Annotated in this window: 19 protein-coding genes and 1 pseudogene; 8 read left to right on the top strand and 12 right to left on the bottom strand. The window is 70.0% G+C overall.

Annotation, left to right across the window (positions count from 1 at the left end; translation table 11 throughout):
• Window positions 1-130 precede the first annotated feature (130 nt).
• Window positions 131-949, top strand: coding sequence for a calcium-binding protein (locus QMK30_RS31710; protein ID WP_349362133.1), 819 nt, complete (start codon window positions 131-133; stop codon window positions 947-949).
• Between the two features lie 66 nt (window positions 950-1,015).
• Here the strand turns inward: QMK30_RS31710 and QMK30_RS31705 are convergent, their stop codons facing one another.
• Both QMK30_RS31705 and QMK30_RS31700 read right to left on the bottom strand, forming a co-directional pair.
• Window positions 1,016-3,496 carry an HAD-IC family P-type ATPase gene (locus QMK30_RS31705; protein ID WP_283521778.1) on the bottom strand — a complete coding sequence of 827 codons (2,481 nt, stop codon included), beginning with the start codon at window positions 3,494-3,496 and terminating at the stop codon, window positions 1,016-1,018.
• Between the two features lie 267 nt (window positions 3,497-3,763).
• On the bottom strand, window positions 3,764-4,042 hold the full coding sequence (locus tag QMK30_RS31700) for a DUF2530 domain-containing protein (RefSeq protein WP_283521777.1): 279 nt from the start codon (window positions 4,040-4,042) through the stop codon (window positions 3,764-3,766).
• 205 nt (window positions 4,043-4,247) lie between these two features.
• Here QMK30_RS31700 and QMK30_RS31695 point away from each other — a divergent pair, with 205 nt between their 5' ends.
• Complete coding sequence (locus tag QMK30_RS31695; protein WP_283521776.1) at window positions 4,248-5,699, top strand: NCS2 family permease; 1,452 nt, start codon at window positions 4,248-4,250, stop codon at window positions 5,697-5,699.
• An 89-nt stretch (window positions 5,700-5,788) separates the two neighbouring features.
• Here the strand turns inward: QMK30_RS31695 and QMK30_RS31690 are convergent, their stop codons facing one another.
• Window positions 5,789-5,971, bottom strand: coding sequence for a ribbon-helix-helix protein, CopG family (locus QMK30_RS31690; protein WP_283521775.1), 183 nt, complete (start codon window positions 5,969-5,971; stop codon window positions 5,789-5,791).
• 132 nt (window positions 5,972-6,103) lie between these two features.
• On the opposite strand from QMK30_RS31690, the gene QMK30_RS31685 reads away from it, so the two are divergent.
• From QMK30_RS31685 to QMK30_RS31670, 4 genes are all read left to right on the top strand, one after another.
• A complete protein-coding gene (locus QMK30_RS31685; protein WP_283521774.1) occupies window positions 6,104-6,541 on the top strand; it encodes a MarR family winged helix-turn-helix transcriptional regulator in 438 nt (145 codons plus the stop codon).
• A gap of 55 nt (window positions 6,542-6,596) precedes the next feature.
• Entirely contained in the window at window positions 6,597-7,985 is a 1,389-nt protein-coding gene (locus tag QMK30_RS31680) for an MFS transporter (RefSeq protein WP_283521773.1), read from the top strand.
• A gap of 193 nt (window positions 7,986-8,178) precedes the next feature.
• Window positions 8,179-8,649: an RNA 2',3'-cyclic phosphodiesterase gene (gene thpR, locus QMK30_RS31675; protein ID WP_349362134.1), complete on the top strand. Its 471-nt coding sequence runs from the start codon at window positions 8,179-8,181 to the stop codon at window positions 8,647-8,649.
• 329 nt (window positions 8,650-8,978) lie between these two features.
• Complete coding sequence (locus QMK30_RS31670; RefSeq protein WP_283521772.1) at window positions 8,979-9,965, top strand: aldo/keto reductase; 987 nt, start codon at window positions 8,979-8,981, stop codon at window positions 9,963-9,965.
• Between the two features lie 147 nt (window positions 9,966-10,112).
• On the opposite strand, the gene QMK30_RS31665 is transcribed toward QMK30_RS31670, so the two are convergent.
• The gene (locus QMK30_RS31665; RefSeq protein ID WP_283521771.1) at window positions 10,113-10,880 is read right to left on the bottom strand and encodes a GDSL-type esterase/lipase family protein; all 768 of its coding nucleotides are present in this window, start codon (window positions 10,878-10,880) and stop codon (window positions 10,113-10,115) included.
• On the opposite strand from QMK30_RS31665, the gene QMK30_RS31660 reads away from it, so the two are divergent.
• Both QMK30_RS31660 and QMK30_RS31655 read left to right on the top strand, forming a co-directional pair.
• Entirely contained in the window at window positions 10,879-11,874 is a 996-nt protein-coding gene (locus tag QMK30_RS31660) for a WD40 repeat domain-containing protein (protein WP_283521770.1), read from the top strand. The two genes, QMK30_RS31665 and QMK30_RS31660, sit on opposite strands and share 2 nt — an antisense overlap.
• A gap of 45 nt (window positions 11,875-11,919) precedes the next feature.
• A pseudogene (locus QMK30_RS31655) lies at window positions 11,920-12,153 on the top strand (ABC transporter permease); the annotation flags it as partial.
• Between the two features lie 13 nt (window positions 12,154-12,166).
• Here the strand turns inward: QMK30_RS31655 and QMK30_RS31650 are convergent.
• The 8 genes from QMK30_RS31650 to QMK30_RS31615 form a co-directional block, all read right to left on the bottom strand.
• Complete coding sequence (locus QMK30_RS31650) at window positions 12,167-12,790, bottom strand: Uma2 family endonuclease (protein ID WP_283521769.1); 624 nt, start codon at window positions 12,788-12,790, stop codon at window positions 12,167-12,169.
• Window positions 12,791-12,892: 102 nt separating this feature from the next.
• On the bottom strand, window positions 12,893-14,011 hold the full coding sequence (gene serC, locus QMK30_RS31645; protein ID WP_283521768.1) for a phosphoserine transaminase: 1,119 nt from the start codon (window positions 14,009-14,011) through the stop codon (window positions 12,893-12,895).
• A 115-nt stretch (window positions 14,012-14,126) separates the two neighbouring features.
• A complete protein-coding gene (locus QMK30_RS31640) occupies window positions 14,127-15,371 on the bottom strand; it encodes a cytochrome P450 family protein (RefSeq protein WP_283521767.1) in 1,245 nt (414 codons plus the stop codon).
• On the bottom strand, window positions 15,368-16,669 hold the full coding sequence (locus QMK30_RS31635) for a cytochrome P450 (protein ID WP_502963264.1): 1,302 nt from the start codon (window positions 16,667-16,669) through the stop codon (window positions 15,368-15,370). The genes QMK30_RS31640 and QMK30_RS31635 overlap by 4 nt, the downstream gene beginning before the upstream one ends.
• Window positions 16,666-17,358 carry a GTP-binding protein gene (locus QMK30_RS31630; protein ID WP_502963263.1) on the bottom strand — a complete coding sequence of 231 codons (693 nt, stop codon included), beginning with the start codon at window positions 17,356-17,358 and terminating at the stop codon, window positions 16,666-16,668. The genes QMK30_RS31635 and QMK30_RS31630 overlap by 4 nt, the downstream gene beginning before the upstream one ends.
• Window positions 17,339-17,722 (bottom strand): DUF742 domain-containing protein, encoded by a 384-nt coding sequence (locus tag QMK30_RS31625; protein ID WP_283521766.1) that lies wholly within the window; start codon window positions 17,720-17,722, stop codon window positions 17,339-17,341. The genes QMK30_RS31630 and QMK30_RS31625 overlap by 20 nt, the downstream gene beginning before the upstream one ends.
• Window positions 17,719-18,159, bottom strand: a complete 441-nt coding sequence (locus tag QMK30_RS31620) for a roadblock/LC7 domain-containing protein (RefSeq protein WP_283521765.1) — start codon at window positions 18,157-18,159, stop codon at window positions 17,719-17,721. Before QMK30_RS31620 ends, QMK30_RS31625 begins: the two co-directional genes overlap by 4 nt.
• A complete protein-coding gene (locus tag QMK30_RS31615; RefSeq protein WP_283521764.1) occupies window positions 18,156-19,652 on the bottom strand; it encodes a sensor histidine kinase in 1,497 nt (498 codons plus the stop codon). The genes QMK30_RS31620 and QMK30_RS31615 overlap by 4 nt, the downstream gene beginning before the upstream one ends.
• Between the last annotated feature and the right edge of the window lie 107 nt (window positions 19,653-19,759).

Raw genomic sequence — 19,759 nt, 5'->3', positions numbered from 1 at the left:
CGGCCCAAGAATTCTGTTTACTGATCCTCCACATCCTCCATATACTTTGGTCAACATTTCAAGATCCTGCCGGGGGGAACGCGGCGGGATCGCTTCCATGTGGGGAAATACATTGCGCATACGTGCCACTGTGGCCGCCGTAACCGGCGCCCTGGCTCTGACCGCCCTCGCTGTTCCGGCCGCGCAGGCCGACGAAGCGCCGAAGGCGAAGGCAGCGGCCCTCACCGCCCAGGCCCCGCTTGACGGCGACACCTCGGAGGGCGACACCAGGATCACGAAGGTGGTCATCAACGGCGGCAAGAGCCTCGCGCTCGGCACCACCGCGCGCAAGACCATCACCGCGGAGGTGACGGCCACCGACCCGGAGGGGATGTACGAGACCCACTCGTTCCTCTGGAACGGCCCCGGCGCCGACGCCGCGAACAACGCGCTCGGCATCTTCCTGCCGAACAGCCCGACCGGGACCTGCACCGAGGTCAACGCCACCACGACGACCTGCAAGTACACCATCGTGGTCGACCCGGCGGCCATGTACAACAACACGGCGGGCACCTGGAAGCTGTGGGTCTACGCCGTCGGCGCCGACGGCGACCACGTCGCCAAGAACGTCGCGGGCACCACCAAGATCCTGCGCGCCTCCACGCTGACGGCCAACGCCGCCCCGGAGCCCGTGACGAAGAACAAGCCGATCACGGTCACGGGCAAGCTGGCCCGCGCCAACTGGGACACCCTCACGTACGCCGGTTACGGCGCCCAGCCGGTGCAGCTCCAGTTCCGCCCCGCCGGCAGCAGCACGTACTCCAATGTCAAGACGGTGAACACGAACGCCTCCGGCAACCTGTCGACCACCGTCACGGCCGTCAAGGACGGCTACTGGCGCTGGAACTTCACGGGTACGTCCACGGCGAGCCCGATCGCCGCCGCCGGCGACTACCTCGACGTGCGCTAGCCGAGCCGGTCACCACAGCAACACCCCCGCCACGCGGGACAGCAAGTCACCACAGCAACACCCCCGCTACGCGGGAAAGCGGCGGCCGACCCAGCGCCACACCAGCTCCAGGCCGGCCGCCGCCACCGCCGCGATGCCCACGGCCGCCCACGGCATCGTCGTGCCCACCAGCTTCAGCGCGAAGAAATCCTGCAGCCACGGCACGACCAGCACGATCAGGAAGCCCAGGCTCATCGCGGCGACCAGCCCGACGCGCCACCACGTGTACGGGCGGGCGATGATCGACAGGACCCAGATGGAGACCAGGAAGAGCGCGAGCGTCGCCGCGCTCGTTTCCGCGGCCAGCGCGTCCGGGCCCGAGTAGTGCGAGCGGGCCAGCAGGTACGTGCAGAACGTCGCGGTCGCCGCGATGATGCCGCTCGGGATCGCGTACCGCATCACCCTGCGCACGAAGTGCGGCTGCGCGCGCTCCGTGTTGGGGGCCAGCGCGAGGAAGAACGCCGGGACGCCGATCGTCAGCGTCGACAGCAGCGTCAGGTGCCGCGGCAGGAACGGGTACTCCACCTGGGAGCAGACCACCAGGATCGCCAGCAGCACCGAGTACACCGTCTTCGTCAGGAAGAGGGTGGCGACCCGGGTGATGTTGCCGATGACCCGGCGGCCCTCCGCGACCACCGAAGGCAGCGTCGCGAAGCTGTTGTTGAGCAGCACGATCTGTGCCACGGCCCGTGTCGCCTCCGAGCCCGCGCCCATCGCGACCCCGATGTCGGCGTCCTTGAGCGCCAGTACGTCGTTGACGCCGTCGCCCGTCATCGCGACCGTGTGGCCCTTGGACTGGAGGGCCGCGACCATGTCGCGCTTCTGCTGCGGGGTGACCCGGCCGAACACCGAGCTGCCCTCCAGCGCCTCGGCCATCTCGGCCCGGTCGGTGGGCAGCGTACGGGCGTCGACGGTGTTCTCGGCGCCCGGCAGATCGAGCTTGGCGGCCACCGCGCCCACCGAGACCGCGTTGTCGCCGGAGATGACCTTGGTGATGACGTTCTGGTCGGCGAAGTACCGCAGGGTGTCGGCGGCGTCGGGGCGCAGCCGCTGCTCAAGGACGACCAGGGCGGTGGCGCGCGTGCCGTCCGTCATGTCCGGGTCGTCGAGCGCCTTCGTGGCGCGGGTGAGGAGCAGGACACGCAGGCCCTGCCGATTGAGCTGCTCGATCTGGTCGAGCACCGGGTCGCCTTCGGGCAGCAGTACGTCGGGTGCGCCGAGCAGCCAGGTGCTGGCCCCGCCCTCGGGCTCTTCGAAGCTCGCGCCGCTGTACTTGCGGGCGGAGGAGAAGGGCAGCGAATCGGTGCAGCGCCACTCCGCGTCGTCCGGGTAGGCGTCCTTGATCGCCCGGAGGCTCGCGTTCGGCCGCGTATCGGACGTGCCGAGGGCCCCGAGTACGGTGTGTACGTAACCCTCCCGCACGCCGGATCCCTCCAGCATCCGCACCTCGGTGACGTCCATGCCGCCCTCGGTGAGGGTGCCCGTCTTGTCGAGGCATACGACGTCCACGCGCGCGAGGCCCTCGATCGCGGGCAGCTCCTGCACGAGGCACTGCTTGCGGCCGAGCCGGATCACGCCGACGGCGAAGGCGACCGAGGTGAGCAGCACGAGCCCCTCGGGGATCATCGGCACGATACCGCCAACGGTCCGCGCGATGGAGTTCTTGAAGTCGTTGTCCTTGACGACCAACTGGCTGATGATCAAGCCGATCGAGGTCGGGATCATCAGCCACATGACGTACTTGAGGATGGTGTTGATACCGCTGCGCAGCTCGGAGTGGACGAGCGTGAAGCGGGACGCCTCCTCGGCTAGCTGCGTGGCGTAGGCCTCGCGGCCGACCCTGGTGGCAGTGAACGCGCCGCCGCCCGCGACGATGAAGCTGCCCGACATCATCTGGTCGCCGGGCTGCTTGAGCACGGGGTCTGCCTCGCCGGTGAGGAGCGACTCGTCGACCTCCAGGCCGTCGACCTCGATCACCTCGCCGTCCACGACGACCTTGTCGCCGGGGCCCAGCTCGATGAGGTCGCCCAGGACGATCTCCGAGGTGGAGATCCGGGCGGCCACGCCGTCGCGGCGGACGGTCGGCTTGGCCTCGCCCATGACCGCGAGCCCGTCGAGGGTCTTCTTGGCGCGCAGCTCCTGGACGATGCCGATGCCGGTGTTGGCGACGATCACGAAGCCGAAGAGGCTGTCCTGGATCGGCGCGACGAAGAGCATGATCACCCAGAGCACGCCGATGATCGCGTTGAAGCGGGTGAAGACGTTGGCCCGGACGATTTCGGTGATGCTGCGCGAGCTGCGCACCGGCACGTCGTTGACCTCGCCCCGGGCGATCCGCTCGGCGACCTCGGCGCTGGTCAGCCCGCCCGGCGCGGCCGGCGGTGGTGGGCGGTGGTGGGCGGAGGGGGGCAGGGACGCGGGGTGAACGGGGTCGAGCTCGGTGCCCGCGTCGATCAGGGGTTCGGTGGCCCCGCCGCTGTCCGTGTCGGTCTTCGCCCGCTGGTCCATGGGTTCGACGGTACGGCGGGATGTACGGGTCTACCCGTCGAGTGGGGTGGATTGGGGGGCTGCGGTGCGGAAGATCGGCCCGCGCTATGAGGGGGGCCGTCCGGTGGTTGTACGGGGGGTGCGTGCGGGGGCGGGTTGCCTGCGGCGCCTGCCCCTACCCCACATTTCAGCCCGTCCGGCGTTTGAGGACCGGGGTCTGGGGCGGAGCCCCAGTTACGGGAAGGGGCGGGTAGGGGACAGTGCCGCAGGCACCGCATCCGCACCGCCCTACGCGTCCGGAAGCGCCTCAGCCTCAGCATCCGCTTCGGCGGCCCTCCGCAGCGCCGCCTCGCGCCCCCGGACGTACCAGATCCCGATCAACCCGAGCCCGGCCCCGGCCAGGCAGCACCACACCCACCAGGTCCACCCGCGGTCGTCGAACCAGCCATAGAACGGCAGCTGCACCAGGAAAAGGGCGAACCAGAGGATCGTCCCGCCGACGACGGTGCTGACAACGGGCCCCTCAAGGGCCTCGGGTGCCTCGTGCTTGGGGGTCCACTTCGCCATGGGGACAGTGTAGGCGGCGCCTCCGCGCGGCCTCTCGGGCCAGGTGGCCCATGGGTCTACGCGCGGAGATAGCGATCTTCGCCTTATGTATTCATACTAAAACTGCTTGCGCCTGACTGGTTTTGTTCGTCAGAACATCCAAGAGGATGCATTCAGGACGGCTCCGCATCCCCTGTGTTCCCCTTCTCCCCGCATGAGGTCACGCATGTCCCCCTCGGCCACGGCTCCGGTCGACGCCAAGCAGCCGCCGTCTCCTCCGGAGCCGTCCGGCGGTCTCGACCGCTACTTCAAGATCAGCGAGCGGGGCTCCACCGTCCCGCGTGAGATCCGCGGCGGTCTGGCGACCTTCTTCGCGATGGCGTACATCATCGTGCTGAACCCGATCATCCTGGGCAGCGCGAAGGACATGTACGGGCACCAGCTCGACAGCGGCCAGCTGGTCACCGCCACCGTGCTGACCGCGGCCTTCTCCACGCTGCTGATGGGCGTCATCGGCAACGTGCCGATCGCCCTCGCCGCCGGCCTCGGCGTCAACACCGTCGTCGCGCTCCAGCTCGCACCCCGGATGAGCTGGCCCGACGCGATGGGCATGGTCGTCCTGGCCGGCTTCGTCGTGATGCTGCTCGTCGCGACCGGACTGCGCGAGCGCGTGATGAGAGCGGTGCCGCTCAGCCTGCGCAAGGGCATCGCGATCGGTATCGGCCTGTTCATCATGCTGATCGGCCTGGTCGACTCGGGCTTCGTCTCGCGCATCCCGGACGCCGCGCACACCACCGTCCCGCTCCAGCTCGGCGGCGACGGCCACCTCGACGGCTGGCCGGTCCTCGTCTTCGTCCTCGGCACGCTGCTCACACTCGCGCTGCTGGTGCGCAAGGTGCCCGGCGCGATCCTCATCTCCATCGTGCTGATGACCGTGCTCGCGCTGATCGTCAACGCGGTCGCGGACATCGGGTCCTGGGGGCTGACCACCCCCAAGTGGCCCGGCAACCCGGTGGCCAGTCCGGACTTCGGTCTGGTCGGTGAGGTCAGCCTGTTCGGCGGCTTCGAGAAGGTCGGCCCGCTGACCGGCGTCCTCTTCGTCTTCACCGTGCTGCTGTCCAGCTTCTTCGACGCGATGGGCACGATCCTCGGTGTCAGTGACGAGGCGAAGCTGCTGGACGAGAAGGGCAACCTGCCGGGCGTCAGCAGGGTGCTGTTCGTCGACGGCATCGCCGTCGCCGCGGGCGGCGCGACCTCCAGCTCCGCGACCACCTGCTTCGTGGAGTCCACCGCCGGTGTGGGCGAGGGCGCGCGCACCGGCCTCGCGAACGTCGTCACCGGTGGCCTGTTCGCCGTAGGCCTCTTCCTGACGCCCCTGGTCACCATGGTCCCGTCGCAGGCGGCCACCCCGGCGCTGGTCGCGGTGGGCTTCCTGATCCTGTCCGGCTCGATCCGCGCGATCGACTGGGACGATCACACGGTCGCGATCCCGGCGTTCCTGACGATGGTGATGATGCCGTTCACGTACTCGATCACGAACGGCATCGGCATCGGCTTTGTCGCCTTCTGCGTGCTGCGTCTGGTGGCCGGGCGCGGGCGTGAGGTGCCGGTGGCGATGTACGCCGTATCGGTGGTGTTCGCGTTCTACTACCTGATGCCGGCACTCGGTTTGACGTAGCAGGTACCTGATGCCGTCGCTGGGCCTGACGTAGCAGGTACCTGTTGCCGTCGCTCGGCCCGACATGGCAGTCGGCCGATACGGAGACCTCAGGCGGCACCGTAGAACTTCTCCGTCTCGTCGACCGCTGTTTTGAAGCGTTCGTCGAAGTCGTCGCGAATGAGCGTTCGGACCACATAGTCCTGGACGCTCATTCCGCGTTTGGCGGCATGGTCCCGGAGGCGGCCGAGCAACTCGCCGTCTATCCGCAGGCTGAGCACTGTCGATCCCATGAGGAACAGGGTCGCGGGAGGCGCCCCGGCGGGGCGTCACTTTTCGGAGCGAACTCACTCGTACGGGTGATGATTCGTGCCTCACCGCAACTGGGTAGTATTTAGCATGGGTAATGAGTTAAGCTAACGAACATGCCTGACCTGTCGCACGATGGCAATGCTGCCGCCGTGAACTCCCTGCGCTCCGCCGTCATGCGGCTGGGCCGACGCCTGAAGCATCAGCGCGTCGACGAATCGCTGAGCCCGACCGAAATGTCGGTCCTCGGCACCTTGGCCCGCTGCGGCTCGGCCACCCCCGGTGAGCTGGCCCGCAAGGAGCACGTCCAGCCGCCTTCGATGACCCGAATCGTGGCGCTGCTCGAAGCCAAGGGGCTGGTCAGGCTGGAGCCGCACCCCGACGACCGCCGGCAGAAGGTGGTCAGCCAGACCGAGACCGCCGAGGCGATGCTCGAAGAGAGCCGCCGCAAGCGGAACGCCTGGCTGGCCGCACTCGCGAGCGGTCTGGACGAGGACGAATGGGCGAAGCTGCGCGCTGCGGCCCCCGTCCTGGAGAAGCTCGCGCACCTCTGACAGCACCCCGCTGACCGCATACGACCCCGCGCGCCGCCAAGGAGGCGAACCAACTTTGAGTACGGGATCCGGAGCAGACTCCGCCCCCGCACCGAACAACCACCACGACCCGGATTCCACATCGTCATCGTCCGAGCACACGTCCAAGCCCAAAGGGACCGGGACCTTCTCGTCCCTGAAGATCCGCAACTACCGGCTGTTCGCCACCGGCGCCGTCGTGTCCAACACCGGTACGTGGATGTCGCGCATCACCCAGGACTGGCTGGTCCTCGACCTCACCGGGTCGGCGGCGGCCGTCGGCATCACCACGGCCCTCCAGTTCCTGCCCATGCTGCTCTTCGGCCTGTACGGCGGTGTCATCGCCGACCGGTACCCCAAGCGCCTGCTGCTGCTCTTCAGCCAGGCCGCTCTCGGCCTGTGCGGTGTCGCTCTCGCGACCCTCACGCTCACCGGGCACGTCCAGGTCTGGCACGTCTACCTGATCGCGTTCCTGCTCGGCATGGTCACCGTCATCGACAACCCGGCCCGGCAGTCCTTCGTGTCCGAGATGGTCGGCCCCGACCAGCTGCGCAACGCCGTCAGCCTCAACTCGGCCAACTTCCAGTCCGCCCGGCTGATCGGCCCCGCCGTCGCCGGTGTGCTCATCACGACCGTCGGCAGCGGCTGGTCGTTCATGCTCAACGGGCTGTCGTTCCTGGCCCCGATCGCCGGCCTGCTGCTGATGCGCACGAGCGAGCTGCACAAGGTCGAACGGGTGCAGCGCGGCAAGGGCCAGCTCAGGGAGGGCCTGCGCTATGTCGCGGGCCGCCCCGACCTGCTCTGGCCGATCGCCCTGGTCGGCTTCGTCGGCACCTTCGGCTTCAACTTCCCGATCTGGCTCAGTGCCTTCGCCGACGGGGTCTTCGACGGCGGCGCAGGGCTGTACTCGTTCTTCAACATCCTGATGGCGGGCGGTTCGCTGGCCGGCGCACTGCTCTCCGCCCGCCGCCGCTCCTCGCGGCTGCGGATGCTGGTGGCGGCCGCGATGGCCTTCGGCCTGCTGGAGATCGCCGCGTCGCTCTCGACGTCGCTGTGGCTGTTCTCGCTGCTGCTCGTGCCGATCGGCATGATCGGCCTGACGGTCAACATCACCGCCAATACGAGCGTTCAGATGGCGACCGACGCGGCCATGCGCGGCCGTGTGATGAGCCTCTACATGATGGTCTTCGTCGGCGGTACGCCGGTGGGCGCCCCGCTGCTCGGCTGGGTCACCGACACCTACGGCGCCAGGGTCGGCTTCGCCACCGGCGGCCTGATCTCGCTGACGGCGGGCCTGGTCATCGCGATCGTGCTGGCCAGGCTCGGCGGCCTGCGCCTGAAGATCGACCTGCGGCGCGGTCACCAGCACGTGAACGTGGTGCAGCGCGAGAGCGTACACACCAAGGAGCTCGCGACGGTGGCCTGACACCGATGCGCACGGCGGGACAGGGCCCGGACGCACCCGCGTCCGGGCCCCACGCGTGCCCCCGAACCTGTGCGCCCGACCCCCGGAACTGTGCGCATGAGACTCTTCGCCGCAGTACTGCCGCCCCCCGGCGCCGCCGACGAACTCGGCCTGGCCGTGGACCACTTGCAGACCCTGCCCGGCGCGGACGAAGCTGCGCTGGACCGCCCGCGCCGGATGGCACTTCACCCTCGCCTTCCTCGGCGAGGTGGACGACACGCTGCTCCCCGGCATCAAGGAGCACCTGGGCCGGGCCGCCGCCCGCCACGAGCCCTTCCCGCTGCGCGTCGACTCCGGCGGCCACTTCGGGCAGCGCGCGCTGTGGGCCGGCGCCTCGGGCGGCCTCGACCCGATGCGCCGCCTCGCGGAGCGCACGGACACGGCGGCGCGGCGGGCCGGCGTGACGATGGAGGAGCACCGCGCGTACCGGGCGCATCTGACGCTCGCCCGCAGCCGGACGGGGGAGACCGACCTGCGGCCGTACGTCGAGGCCCTGGCCGGGTTCGAGGGCGCCGGGTGGACGGCGGGGGAGCTGGCGCTCGTACGCGGCAACCTGCCGGTCGCCGGGGTGCGCGGCGGGGCGCCCCGGTACGAGACGGTGGCGGCCTGGGCGCTGGGGCACTGACCGAGGCCGTTAGGCTCGACGGGTGGACCCGAAAATCAGAAACCAGGTCATGGCCGGTGTGCTCGTACTGCTCTTCGTCGTCGTCGCGGTGGCGGCCGCGGTCGGCGGCTGACCGGCCGGGGCCGCCACCACGCGTGGCGCGGCCGGCGAGCCGTCCTACCAGGCGAACGCCTCGGGGGGACGGCCGGGACCCGGGAAGATCTCCTCCAGTGACACCAGCACCTCCTCGGCCATGAGGCAGCGTGAGCGTGCTCCCCTGGGCCGAAAGCGCTTGGACTGCCACGCGGCGCCTTGCCTTGAGCGGACTCGAAGGAGTTGGCTTGGGGCTCATGGAGTACACGCAGCTCGGACGCACCGGACTCAAGGTCAGCCGACTTGTCCTCGGCACGATGAACTTCGGTCCGCAGACAGACGAACCCACCAGTCACACGATCCTGGATTCCGCGCTCGGCGCGGGTCTGAACTTCGTAGACACGGCCAATGTCTACGGATGGGGTGAGAACAAGGGCCGGACCGAGGAGATCATCGGCAGCTGGTTCGCCAAGGGCGACGGGCGCCGGGACAAGACGGTGCTGGCCACCAAGATGTACGGGAACATGGCGGCGGGCGACCCCTGGCCCAACCACGACCTCCTGTCCGCCCTGAACATCCGCCGGGCCGTCGAGGCCAGCCTCAAGCGGCTCCAGACGGACTACATCGACGTGTACCAGTTCCACCACATCGACCGGAACACGCCCTTCGAGGAAATCTGGCAGGCGATCGACGTCCTGATCCAGCAGGGCAAGATCCTCTACGCGGGGTCGTCGAACTTCGCCGGCTACAAGATCGCCCAGGCCAACGAGACCGCCGCCCGGCGCGGCTCGGTCGGCCTGGTGAGCGAGCAGTGCCTGTACAACCTCGCCGAGCGGCGCGCCGAGATGGAGGTCATCCCGGCCGCCCAGGAGTACGGGCTCGGTGTCATCCCGTGGTCCCCGCTGCACGGCGGGCTGCTGGGCGGCGTCATCAAGAAGGAGGTCGAGGGCGGGCGGCGAGCCTCTGGGCGTTCGGCGGAGGCCCTGGCAAGCTCCTCCGTGCGGGCGCAGGTGCAGGCGTACGAGGACCTGCTGGACAAGCACGGCCTGGAGCCCGGCGAGACGGCACTGGCCTGGCTGCTCACGCGTCCCGGGGTCACCGGCCCCATCGTCGGCCCGCGCACGGGCGAGCAACTGGAGAGCGCGCTGCGCGCGTTGGAGCTGGAACTGCCGGAAGAGGTGCTGACCGGACTGGACGAGATCTTCCCGGGGCCGGGGCCGTCTCCCGAAGCCTTCGCGTGGTGATCAGCTAGGCCGGACATCACCAGGTCCACGCGGGGCCGCCGCTGTTTCCTTGGGCGCGGCGCTTGAACGGTCGGCCCGGGGCGCCGGCCCAGCCCGAGTACCTCATCGAGGTCGAGGCGCTGGCCGTCGTCCCCGAGTAGGAGCGAGTCAGCGGGGGCCCCGCACCAGGGCCCCCGCCGACTCGTACCGCGCGCCGACTTCCCACGCCTGGTGCATCGCGTCCGCGAAAGCCGCCGCGAGTTTGTGCTCGCCGGTCGGGCCCGGGTGCGTGCCGTCGTAGGTGTCGGTGTGGATGTCGTACGCCGTCGGGTGAGAGGCCAGGAGTACGGGCGAGGCGGCGGTGTCGAGGTCCGCGACCGCCTTCGCCAGCAGCTCGTTGAAGTGGTCGCACTCGGCGGCGAAGTCGGGGTCGGTCTCGGCGCGGATATTGGGTATGACCGGCAGGAGCACCGCACGGATGTGCGGGTTCGCCGCGCGGGCCTCCGCGATGAAGTGCCGCGCGTTGCGGGCTGTTTGGGCGGCGTCCGTGTAGAAGCCGAGGTCGATCAGGCCGAGCGAGACGAGCAGGACGTCCGGCCGGGTGGCGGTCACCGTCTCGCGGATCAGTGGCGCCATGTGCAGCCACCCCTCGCCCCAGCCCGCCAGGTGCCTGTGGGCCTTGGGCGGGAACGCGGAATCGCCGTAGGCGCGGGACACCGGGGCGTCCGCGAAGGTGTCGTACACCTCGGTGCGGGGGCCGACGATGCGGAACGGGCCGCCGAAGGACGCCGCCAGGTGCTGCCACATGCGAAAGCGCCACGTGAAGTCGCCGGCGCGCCCGATGGTCATGGAGTCGCCGACGAACAGGAAGCGCATCGCGTCATTGTCGCGGATCGCTGCGGTGACCTGCGACGTGATGCTCGACACTTGGGTCATGCGTTCGCTCTTGTACGTCGTGCCCGGTGCCGCCGCCCTCGCCGCCCTCGTCCTGTCCGGGGCCGGTACGGCCGTCGCCGACGACGGCGACTTCACGATCAAGGATCCACGGATCACCGAGTCCAGCGGGCTGGCGGCCAGCCGCGCGCACCCCGGCGTGTACTGGACCCACAACGACCAGGACAAGCCGTACATCTACGGGATCGACTCCAAGACCGGGGAGACCGTCGCGACGATCACCATGCGCGGGGTGGGGGCGCCCCGCGACATGGAGGCGATCTCGGTGGGGTCCGACGGGAATGTGTACGTCGGCGACATCGGCGACAACCTCAACGGGAGCTGGAGCCATGTGTGGATCTACCGCTTCCCGGAGCCGAAGCAGCTGAAGGACGCGACGGTCGACGCGGCCCAGTTCACGGTGAAGTACGCGGACGGGGCACGTGACGCGGAGGCGCTGATGGTGCACCCGAAGACCGGGCGGGTCTACATCGCCAGCAAGAACGAGGACGGCGGTGGGCTCTACGAGGGCCCGGCGCAGCTGTCCGTCGGTGGTACGAACACATTCCGGCGGGTCGGTGAGGTGCCGTGGGTGACGGACGGGGCGTTCTCGCCGGACGGCACCCGGCTGGTGCTGCGCTCGTACTTCAGCGCGCGTCAGTACGCGTGGAAGAACGGGCGCCTGGGTGAGGACAGTTCGGTCGGCGCGCCGTTCCAGGGGCAGGCCGAGTCGGTGACGTACACCGTGGACGGATCGGCGCTGATGTTCGGCTCTGAGGGCGTCGGGAGCGACGTGCGCAAGGTTGAGGTGAAGGAGCCGGAGGGCGGCGGCGGGAACGCGGACTCCGGGTCCAAGTCGCCTTCTGAAGAAGGTGGTTCGGCGGCCGGGGGCGGTGGCTCGGACAGTTCGGACAGTAAGGTCGTGCTCGGGCTCGGTGGATTCGCGGTGGTGGCCGTGCTGTTCCTGGGGCTGAGGCGGATGACGCGGCGGAACTAGGGCGCGTCGTGAGCCCGGATGCCGGATGCCGGATGCCGGACGGCGTCCAGCGTCTTCGTGCGGCCGTCGACGATGCCGGACTGGCTGGGCACGGTCGCCGCCTGGAACCCGATCTCCTCGACGGCTGCGGCGACCCGCGATCTGTTCGGCAACCCGGTGGCGAGCGACGGCAGCTGGATCCAGGAGAACGCGCCGCTGATGGCGGTGGTGTGGCCGGTGGTGATCACGGCGGTGTTCCTGCCGCTTGTGGTGCGGCGGTTTCAGCGGCTGAGCCGGTGAGGGAGCGCGTTGCTCAGGCGTCGGTGCGCGGCTTGCGTGCCCCGGCCTTGAGCAGCGCCTCCACGTCGAGGGTGACCTTGGCGCCGATGGAGTCGGGGAGAGGGGCCTGCTGCCCCGGGGCGTAGACGCGGTGACTGACGTACTCGGTCCCGTCGGGCTCGGTCAGGACGTGGACACGCTGGTGCTTGCGGTCGACGATCACATAGACCGGGATCCTGGCCTCGGCGTAGGCGACGACCTTGTTGCGCAGGTCGTTGTTGTAGTTGCTGGAGGTGACCTCCAGGACGAGGCGGAAGCAGGCCGGGTCGGCACCGCCGTCTTCGACCATGTGGTCGTCGATGTCCGCGTCGACGATCGCCAGGTCGGGAATGACGTAATCCATCGGACCGCTCGGCAGCCACACGCTGATGGCCTGGTGAACCTCGGTCTCCCCATCATCCAGACCGGCTGCGATGAGCGGGATCATGAGCTTGGTCAACACCCGCGAATGGGGGATGTCCGCCGATGGGGTCACGGTGATGACGCCTCCGATGATCTCGACGCGGTAGCCGGGGTTCTGCTCCATGATTCTGTTGGCCGTTTGGAGCGGGGTCTCAGGCTCGCCGTCGCAGGGGTGCTCGACTGCTGCTGCAGACATTGCGGGCCTCCTGATGGGCTTGGGTCGAGAGCATCATCGTAGGCCGATGCGCCCACGTGTGTCCTGTACGTGACCGTTCATCCCGCCGCGTACGCCTACCGGCTACAGCTCGCCGATCACGTAGTCGATGCAAGCCGTCAGCGCCTCGACGTCCGCCGGGTCGATCGCCGGGAACATCGCGACGCGCAGCTGGTTGCGGCCCAGCTTGCGGTACGGCTCGGTGTCCACAATGCCGTTCGCGCGCAGCACCTTGGCGACCGCGGACGCGTCGATCTCGTCCGTGAAGTCGATCGTGCCGATGACCTGCGAGCGCTTGGCCGCGTCGACGACGAACGGCGTCGCGTGCTTCGACTCCTCGGCCCAGCCGTACAGGTTGCGCGCGGATGTCGCCGTGCGCTCGACCGCCCAGTCGAGGCCACCCTGGCCGTTGAGCCACTTCAGTTGCTCGTTGAGCAGGAAGAGGGTCGACAGGGCGGGCGTGTTGTACGTCTGGTTCTTCAGCGAGTTGTCGATCGCCGTGGGCAGGCTGAAGAACTCCGGGATGTGCCGGCCGGAGGCGTGGATGCTCGCCGCGCGCTCCAGGGCCGCCGGGGAGAACGCCGCGATCCACAGGCCGCCGTCGGAGGCGAAGGACTTCTGCGGGGCGAAGTAGTAGACGTCGGTCTCGGTGATGTCGACCGGGAGGCCGCCCGCGCCGGAGGTGGCGTCCACCAGGACGAGGGAGCCGGTGTCGGCGCCGGGGACGCGCTTGATCGGGGCCGCGACGCCGGTGGAGGTCTCGTTGTGGGTGAACGCGTAGACGTCCACGCCCTCCTCGGCCACCGGGTCCGGGTGCGTGCCCGGGGCGGAGGACAGGACGGTCGGGGCGGCCAGCCACGGTGCGAGCTTGGCGGCCTTCGCGAACTTCGAGGAGAACTCGCCGAAGGTGAGGTGCTGCGACTTGTTCTCGATCAGACCGTGGGTCGCGATGTCCCAGAAGGCGGTGGAGCCGCCGTTGCCCAGGATCACCTCGTAGCCCTCGGGGAGCTGGAAGAGGTCACGTACGCCGTCGCGCACCGCGCCGACCAGGTTCTTGACCGGGGCCTGGCGGTGGGACGTTCCGAGGAGTGAGGTGCCGGTGGCGGCCAGGGCGTCCAGCGCCTCCGTACGCACCTTGGAGGGGCCCGCGCCGAATCGTCCGTCGGCGGGCTTGATGTCAGCGGGAATCTGGATCTCAGCCACGGTTGGAGCGTAGTCGCTACGCGGTGGGGTGGGAGCGGCGTGTCCGGCGGTTGAGATGTGGAGGGCGCCTGCGGCGGGCTGTGCCCCTACTCGCCGCAGGAGCCCCGCGCAGCGGCTACCCCAGCCGCACCGGGAGCTCGTAGAGGTCGTTCTGCGTCACCACCGGCTTGTTGCGGAGCTCCGCCGCGGGGATCGCCAGCTCAAGGCCGGGGAAGCGCGCGTACAGCGCGGGCAGCGCCACCCCCGCCTCCAGGCGGGACAGCGCCGCGCCGGGGCAGACGTGCGGGCCGTGGCCGAAGGAGATGTGGCGGTTCGGCGTGCGGGTGACGTCGAAGTCGCCCGCCGTCGGACCGTGCTGCCCCTCGTCACGGCCGATCGCCCCGAAGGAGACGATCAGCGCTTCCCCCGCCGGCAGCACCGCACCCGAGTCCCCGACCGCGATGTCCTCCGTGGCGAAGCGGAAGAGGACGTGTGAGGTCGGAGTGGACCAGCGCAGGGTCTCCTCGATCACGTTCTCCCACGGGACCTCGCCGGACAGTACGAGCTCGCGCTGCTCGGGGTGGGTCTGGAGGGCGACCACCGCGTTGACGATCAGGCTGATCGTCGTCTCGTGGCCCGCCGCGATCATCAGCTGGAGGGTGTTGCGGATCTCCTCGTCGGTGAGGTGGTCGCCGTCCTCGGAGGCGGCGATCAGCGCGCTGGTGAGGTCGTCACCGGGGTCCGCCCGCTTGGCGTCGACGACCCGGGTGAACAGCTCCCCGAGGTCCGCCATCATCTGCGGGACCTCCTCCGGAGGCGTCTGCGTCGAGAAGAACGTGTCGAAGAGGGCCTTGAGGCGGGGGTGGTCGGCCGCCTCCACGCCCATCAGCTCACCGACGACATTCATCGGGAGGGGGTACGCGAACTCCGCCTTCAGGTCTACCACTTCACCTGCGGGGCGCGCCGCCAGGCCGTCCAGCATGCCGGTGGTGAGCTGCTCGATACCGGCGCGCAGGCGCTCCACCCGGCGCACGGTCAGCGCCTGCGCGACCAGAGTGCGCAGCCGCCGGTGCTCCGCGCCGTCGACGGTCAGCATGGAGCGGCCCGGGTTGGCCAGACCGATCAGCGGCCAGTCCAGGGGTATCTCGCCGCGCTGCCACGCGCCCCACACCTTGATGTCCTTCACCAGCCGCGCGTCGGTGAGGAGTTGGCGGGCCGCGGCGTGGTGGGTCACCGCGTAGCAGGCTACCCCGCCCGGCAGTGCCACCCGCGCGAGCGGGCCCGCCGCGCGCAGCACGGCGCTCTCGGCGTCCAGATCGGCGACTAACGGGTCCAGAGTGATGGTGTCGCCTGCGGCAGCGGCGTGCGGGCAGGTCGTCATCTGGGGCCTCCGAGAGCGGGTGTTCCGAGGGAAGGGGTCGGGGTGAAGCGCACCGGTAGCACCGACAGTCCGCGCAGCCATGGCGACGGGCGCCGCTCCAGCGCGTCGGCCGGGACCGAGAGATCGATGTCGGGCAGCCGGTCCAGGAGCACCTCGATGCCCGTACGCGCGATGACCTCGGCCATCTCCTGCGCCGGGAACGGGCAGCGGTGCTCGCCGTGGCCGAACGAGAAGAACGCGTTGTTCCCGCCGGTCAGTGCCGTGCTGTCGATATGCACCTGCGGGTCGGCGTTGGCGGCGCCGATGCCGAGCACCAGCAGGTCGCCGCGGCGGATGTGGCGGCCCCCGAGATGTGTGTCGCGGGACGCCCAGCGGCCCGCGACGTTCTGGGTCGGGGTGTCCTCCCACAGGACCTCGTTCATGGCCTCGGCGACGCTGTGCCGGCCGCCGGACAGGGACGCGGCGAAGCGGTCGTCGGTGAGCATCAGCCGCAGGGAGTTGCCGATCCAGTCGGCGGTCGGCTGGTGGCCGGCCGCCATCATGACCATCAGGTCCTGGCCGATCTCCTCGTGGGTGAAGCCGTCCGCCACACCCAGCTGCCCCGTGATCATGCGGGAGGTCACGTCGGCGCCCGGCTCCGCGCTCTTGTCGGCGATCAGCCGCAGCATGGACGCCCCGACGTGCGCCTGGCCCGCGAGTGCGTCCGCGCTGCCGTCGATCATGTCGTTCATGGCCTTGGCGAGCCCGGGGCCCTGGGCGTCCGTGAAGCCGTAACAGCGGGCGAGTACCAGGATCGGGAGCAGCGTCGCGTACCGGCCGATGAGCTCGGTCTCACCGCTCCCGCAGAACGCGTCGATGAGCGCGTCCGCGAACTGCTCGGCGTGCCGCCGCAGCTCGAAGGGGTCGACGGCCTCCAGCGCGTCGCCGATCATCGTGGCCCGCCGCTGGTGGCGCTCGCCGACGGTGTAGAGGATCGACGGCTGGTTACGGCCGATCATCGGCAGCATGGGCCAGTCGTCGGGGATGTGCTCCCACTGGTTCCACAGGTCGGAGTCGCGGCTGAAGAGGACCGGGTCGCTGGTGAGCTGGTGCAACTCGCGGTAGCCGATGACCAGCCACGCCGGTACGTCTCCGGCCAGCAGCACCGGACTGACGGACCCGTGGTCGCGGCGCATCTCCCGGTAGAGGGCGCCCGGTTCGGAGTGGAAGCGGTCCCCGCTCAGCGGCACGGCGGAGGTGTGGGTGTCGGGCACCGGGATGTGGGCCGGGCACTGGGGCGGTGGCGGGGTGGACGTCACGGTGTGGTGGTCTCCGGAATCGGTGTCGTGCCCCGAGTCGCCGGCGTGTCCCCGCGGGCGGCGGAGGTGCTCCGGCGGCTCCGGAGACTCTGCAGGTGCTCGACGAGCGTGATGAGCACGTCTTTGCTCGACGTACGGGACCGTGCGTCGCAGTCGATCATCGGTACGTCGTCGGGCAGATCCAGCGCCTCACGGACCTGCTGTTCGGTGTGGGCCGGGCCGCCGAAGTTGTTGCGGGCGACGACGAACGGCGTGCCGTGGTGCTCCAGGCGGTCGATGGCGTACCAGGAGTCGGCGAGGCGCCGGGTGTCGACGAGGACGACCGCGCCCAGCGTGCCGGAGAACAACCGGTCCCACAGGAACCAGAAGCGCTCCTGGCCGGGGGCGCCGAACAAGTAGAGGACCGTACGGTCGTCGATCGAGATCCGGCCGAAGTCGAAGGCGACGGTGGTCGCGGACTTGGTCCGTACGCCGCTGAGGTTGCCCAGGACGTCGACGGACTCGCCCGCCTTGGTCATCGTCTCCTCGGTGTTCAGCGGACGGATCTCGCTGACCGAGCGGACCATGGTCGTTTTGCCGACGCCGAAACCACCGACGATGACGATCTTGAGACCGTTGTCGGCGGTGCGCGCGAGAGCGCGGCGGCCCGGCTCGCGGCCGGACGTTCGGTCAGAGATTGCGGAGTCCAACGAGCACCTGCTCCAGGAGGTCGTGGTCGGGCAGTTCGGCCGAGGACGGCGCCGTGCGCGGGTGGCGGGCGCTGATCCGGCCGGTGTCGAGCAGGTCGCTCAACAGGATGCGGACGATGCTCACGGGCAGGTTGAGTTCGGCGGCGATCTCCACGACGGCGATCGGGTGGCTGCACATCCGCAGGATCGCGGCGTGCTCCGACTGCATCCCCGGCGTCGGATCGCACTCACCGACCACCAGGGTCACCAGGTCGAAGGCGTCCGATCCGGACCGGCTGCGTCCCTGCGTGAGGGTGTACAGCCGGTCGGGGTCGTCGTTGCGGCTGAACCGGGACCTCCCCGCCGGAGGCAGGGGAGGGGTCACGTCGGCACGTCGGCGTCGCGCCGGCTCGCTTCGCCCGGTTCCTGGCGCGGTTCCGCGCTGAGGTATTCGCCCAGCTGCTCCACGAGTTCGCTCATGTTGTGGCCGATCAGGCCGACGTCGGAGTCCTCGGACGCCACGACGGCGAGGTGCGCGCCCGCGCCGGCCTCGACGATGAACAGGATGCCGCCGTAGAACTCGGCCATCGCCTGCCGTACGCCGCCGCTGCCGTCGCCGAACTCCATGGAAGCGCCGTGCGACAGGCTCTGGATGCCCGCGGAGATGGCGGCCAGCTGGTCGGCCTGGTCGACGGAGAGTTCGGGAGTACGGCAGAGCCTGAGGCCGTCCCGGGACAGGACGAGGGCGTGCCGGGTGCCGGGGGTGCGCTCCAGCAGGCTCTCCAGCAGCCAGTTGAGCTTCTCGTCGGTGGTGGCGGTCATGGGGTGTTGCCCTCCGGGTGAGACGAAGACGGTGACGCGCTCCGGCCCTGCACGGCGCGGCGGAAGGTGCTGAACCGTTCCGCCCTGGCCGTCTGGTCCGGCGGCGGTGAGGCCGGGGTGGTGCTGGGGGTGCGGACCTGCGGGGTTTCGGCGTGTGCGGCGGCGAGGGTCCGGCCCCGGCGGCGCTTGGGGAGGCCGCTGTCGCCGAACTTGGGGAGCCCGGCGGTGGTTTCGGCGGGTGCGGGTGCGGGTGCGGGTGCCTCGGTGGCGGGCGCGGCGGGCGTGGACGGCTGCGCGGGAGCCTGCGTTGCCATTGCCGTCGCCGTGGTGGCCGCTGCCGGTGACTGCGCTGCCTGTGTGTGGACGGGCTCGGGCGCCGGGTCCGCCTCGGGGCGGGGGCGGGCGACGAGCTCCTGGGGGAGCATCATCAGCGCGCCCGTACCGCCGCGCGCGGACGGGCGGAAGGAGACCGTCAGCCCGTGCTTGCGGGCCAGGCAGCCCACCACGGCCAGGCCGAGGCGGGTGCCCGACAGGGTGGTCAGGTCCAGCGCCGCCTCGGACACGGCCCGTTCGGCGCGGCGCAGCTGTACATCGCTCATCACCAGGCCGCTGTCCTCGACGGTGATGATGATCCCGGCCGGGACCTCTTCGACGTACACATGGACTTCGGCGGTGGGCGGCGAGAAGTTGGCCGCGTTGTCGAGGAGTTCGGCGAGGGCGTGCATGACGCCCTCGGCGGCGTGTCCCGCGACGGCGACCTCGCTGGTGGAGTGCAGCCGCACCCGCTGGTAGCCGCTGATCCGGCCCATCGCGCCGCGCAGGATGGACTCCATGACGATGGGCTTCGCCCAGCGCCGCCCGGAGCGCGCCCCGGTCAGTACGGCGACACTGTCGGCCAGCCGGCCCGCCTGCGCGGTGCGGTGGTCCAGGTGCATCAGGTCGCCGAGGACGCTCTCGTCGGTGTGCCGGTGCTCCATCTCGCGCAGGTCGGCGGCCATGCTGGTGGCCAGGGCCTGCATGCGGCCCGCGGCGTTGGCGCAGGCCGACATGGCGGCGGAGCGGGACGACTCGCCGCGGGCCACCTCCTGGGCGAGCGTGGTCAGTACGCGGCGCGCGCCGGCATCGCCGACGGTCGGCAGTGAAGTGGCGGCCAGGGCGGTAGCGGCGGACGCGCCCTCGCGCAGACGCGTCACCAGAGCGGGCACCGTCCGGTCGGCGAACCGCTCGCCGTCGGCCTCGACCCCGGCGATCCGCTCACGCAGCAGACCTACCGACCGGAGGGCGTACGTGGCGACCGTGACGGCCGCGCTGAGCAGTGCGGCGGCGGCTCCCGCGCCCCAGGCGAGCGGGACTCGCACCCGGTCCGGGGCGACGGCCACCGCCCAGACGCAGAGCAGGGCGGTGACGGCGACCGACAGGAGGAAAGCCGTGGCGGCGGGCCGCAGGGGTGGGCGCCCCGTTCGGCGTTGCGCGAGGGGGGTGTGCGCTGACATCAATCGAGGCCTCGTGGACGTCATGGGCGGAGGGAAGTCGGGCTCACTATAAGAGAGTTCTTGATCACTTTGGGAAGTTCTTGTCGGACTTCTTGTTACTTGTGCTC

The sequence above is a fragment of the Streptomyces sp. H27-C3 genome, from assembly GCF_030063415.1.
GTDB lineage: Bacteria > Actinomycetota > Actinomycetes > Streptomycetales > Streptomycetaceae > Streptomyces.
The sequence above is the reverse complement of the archived record's forward strand: the minus strand, read 5'-3'. Positions and strand labels throughout refer to the sequence as shown.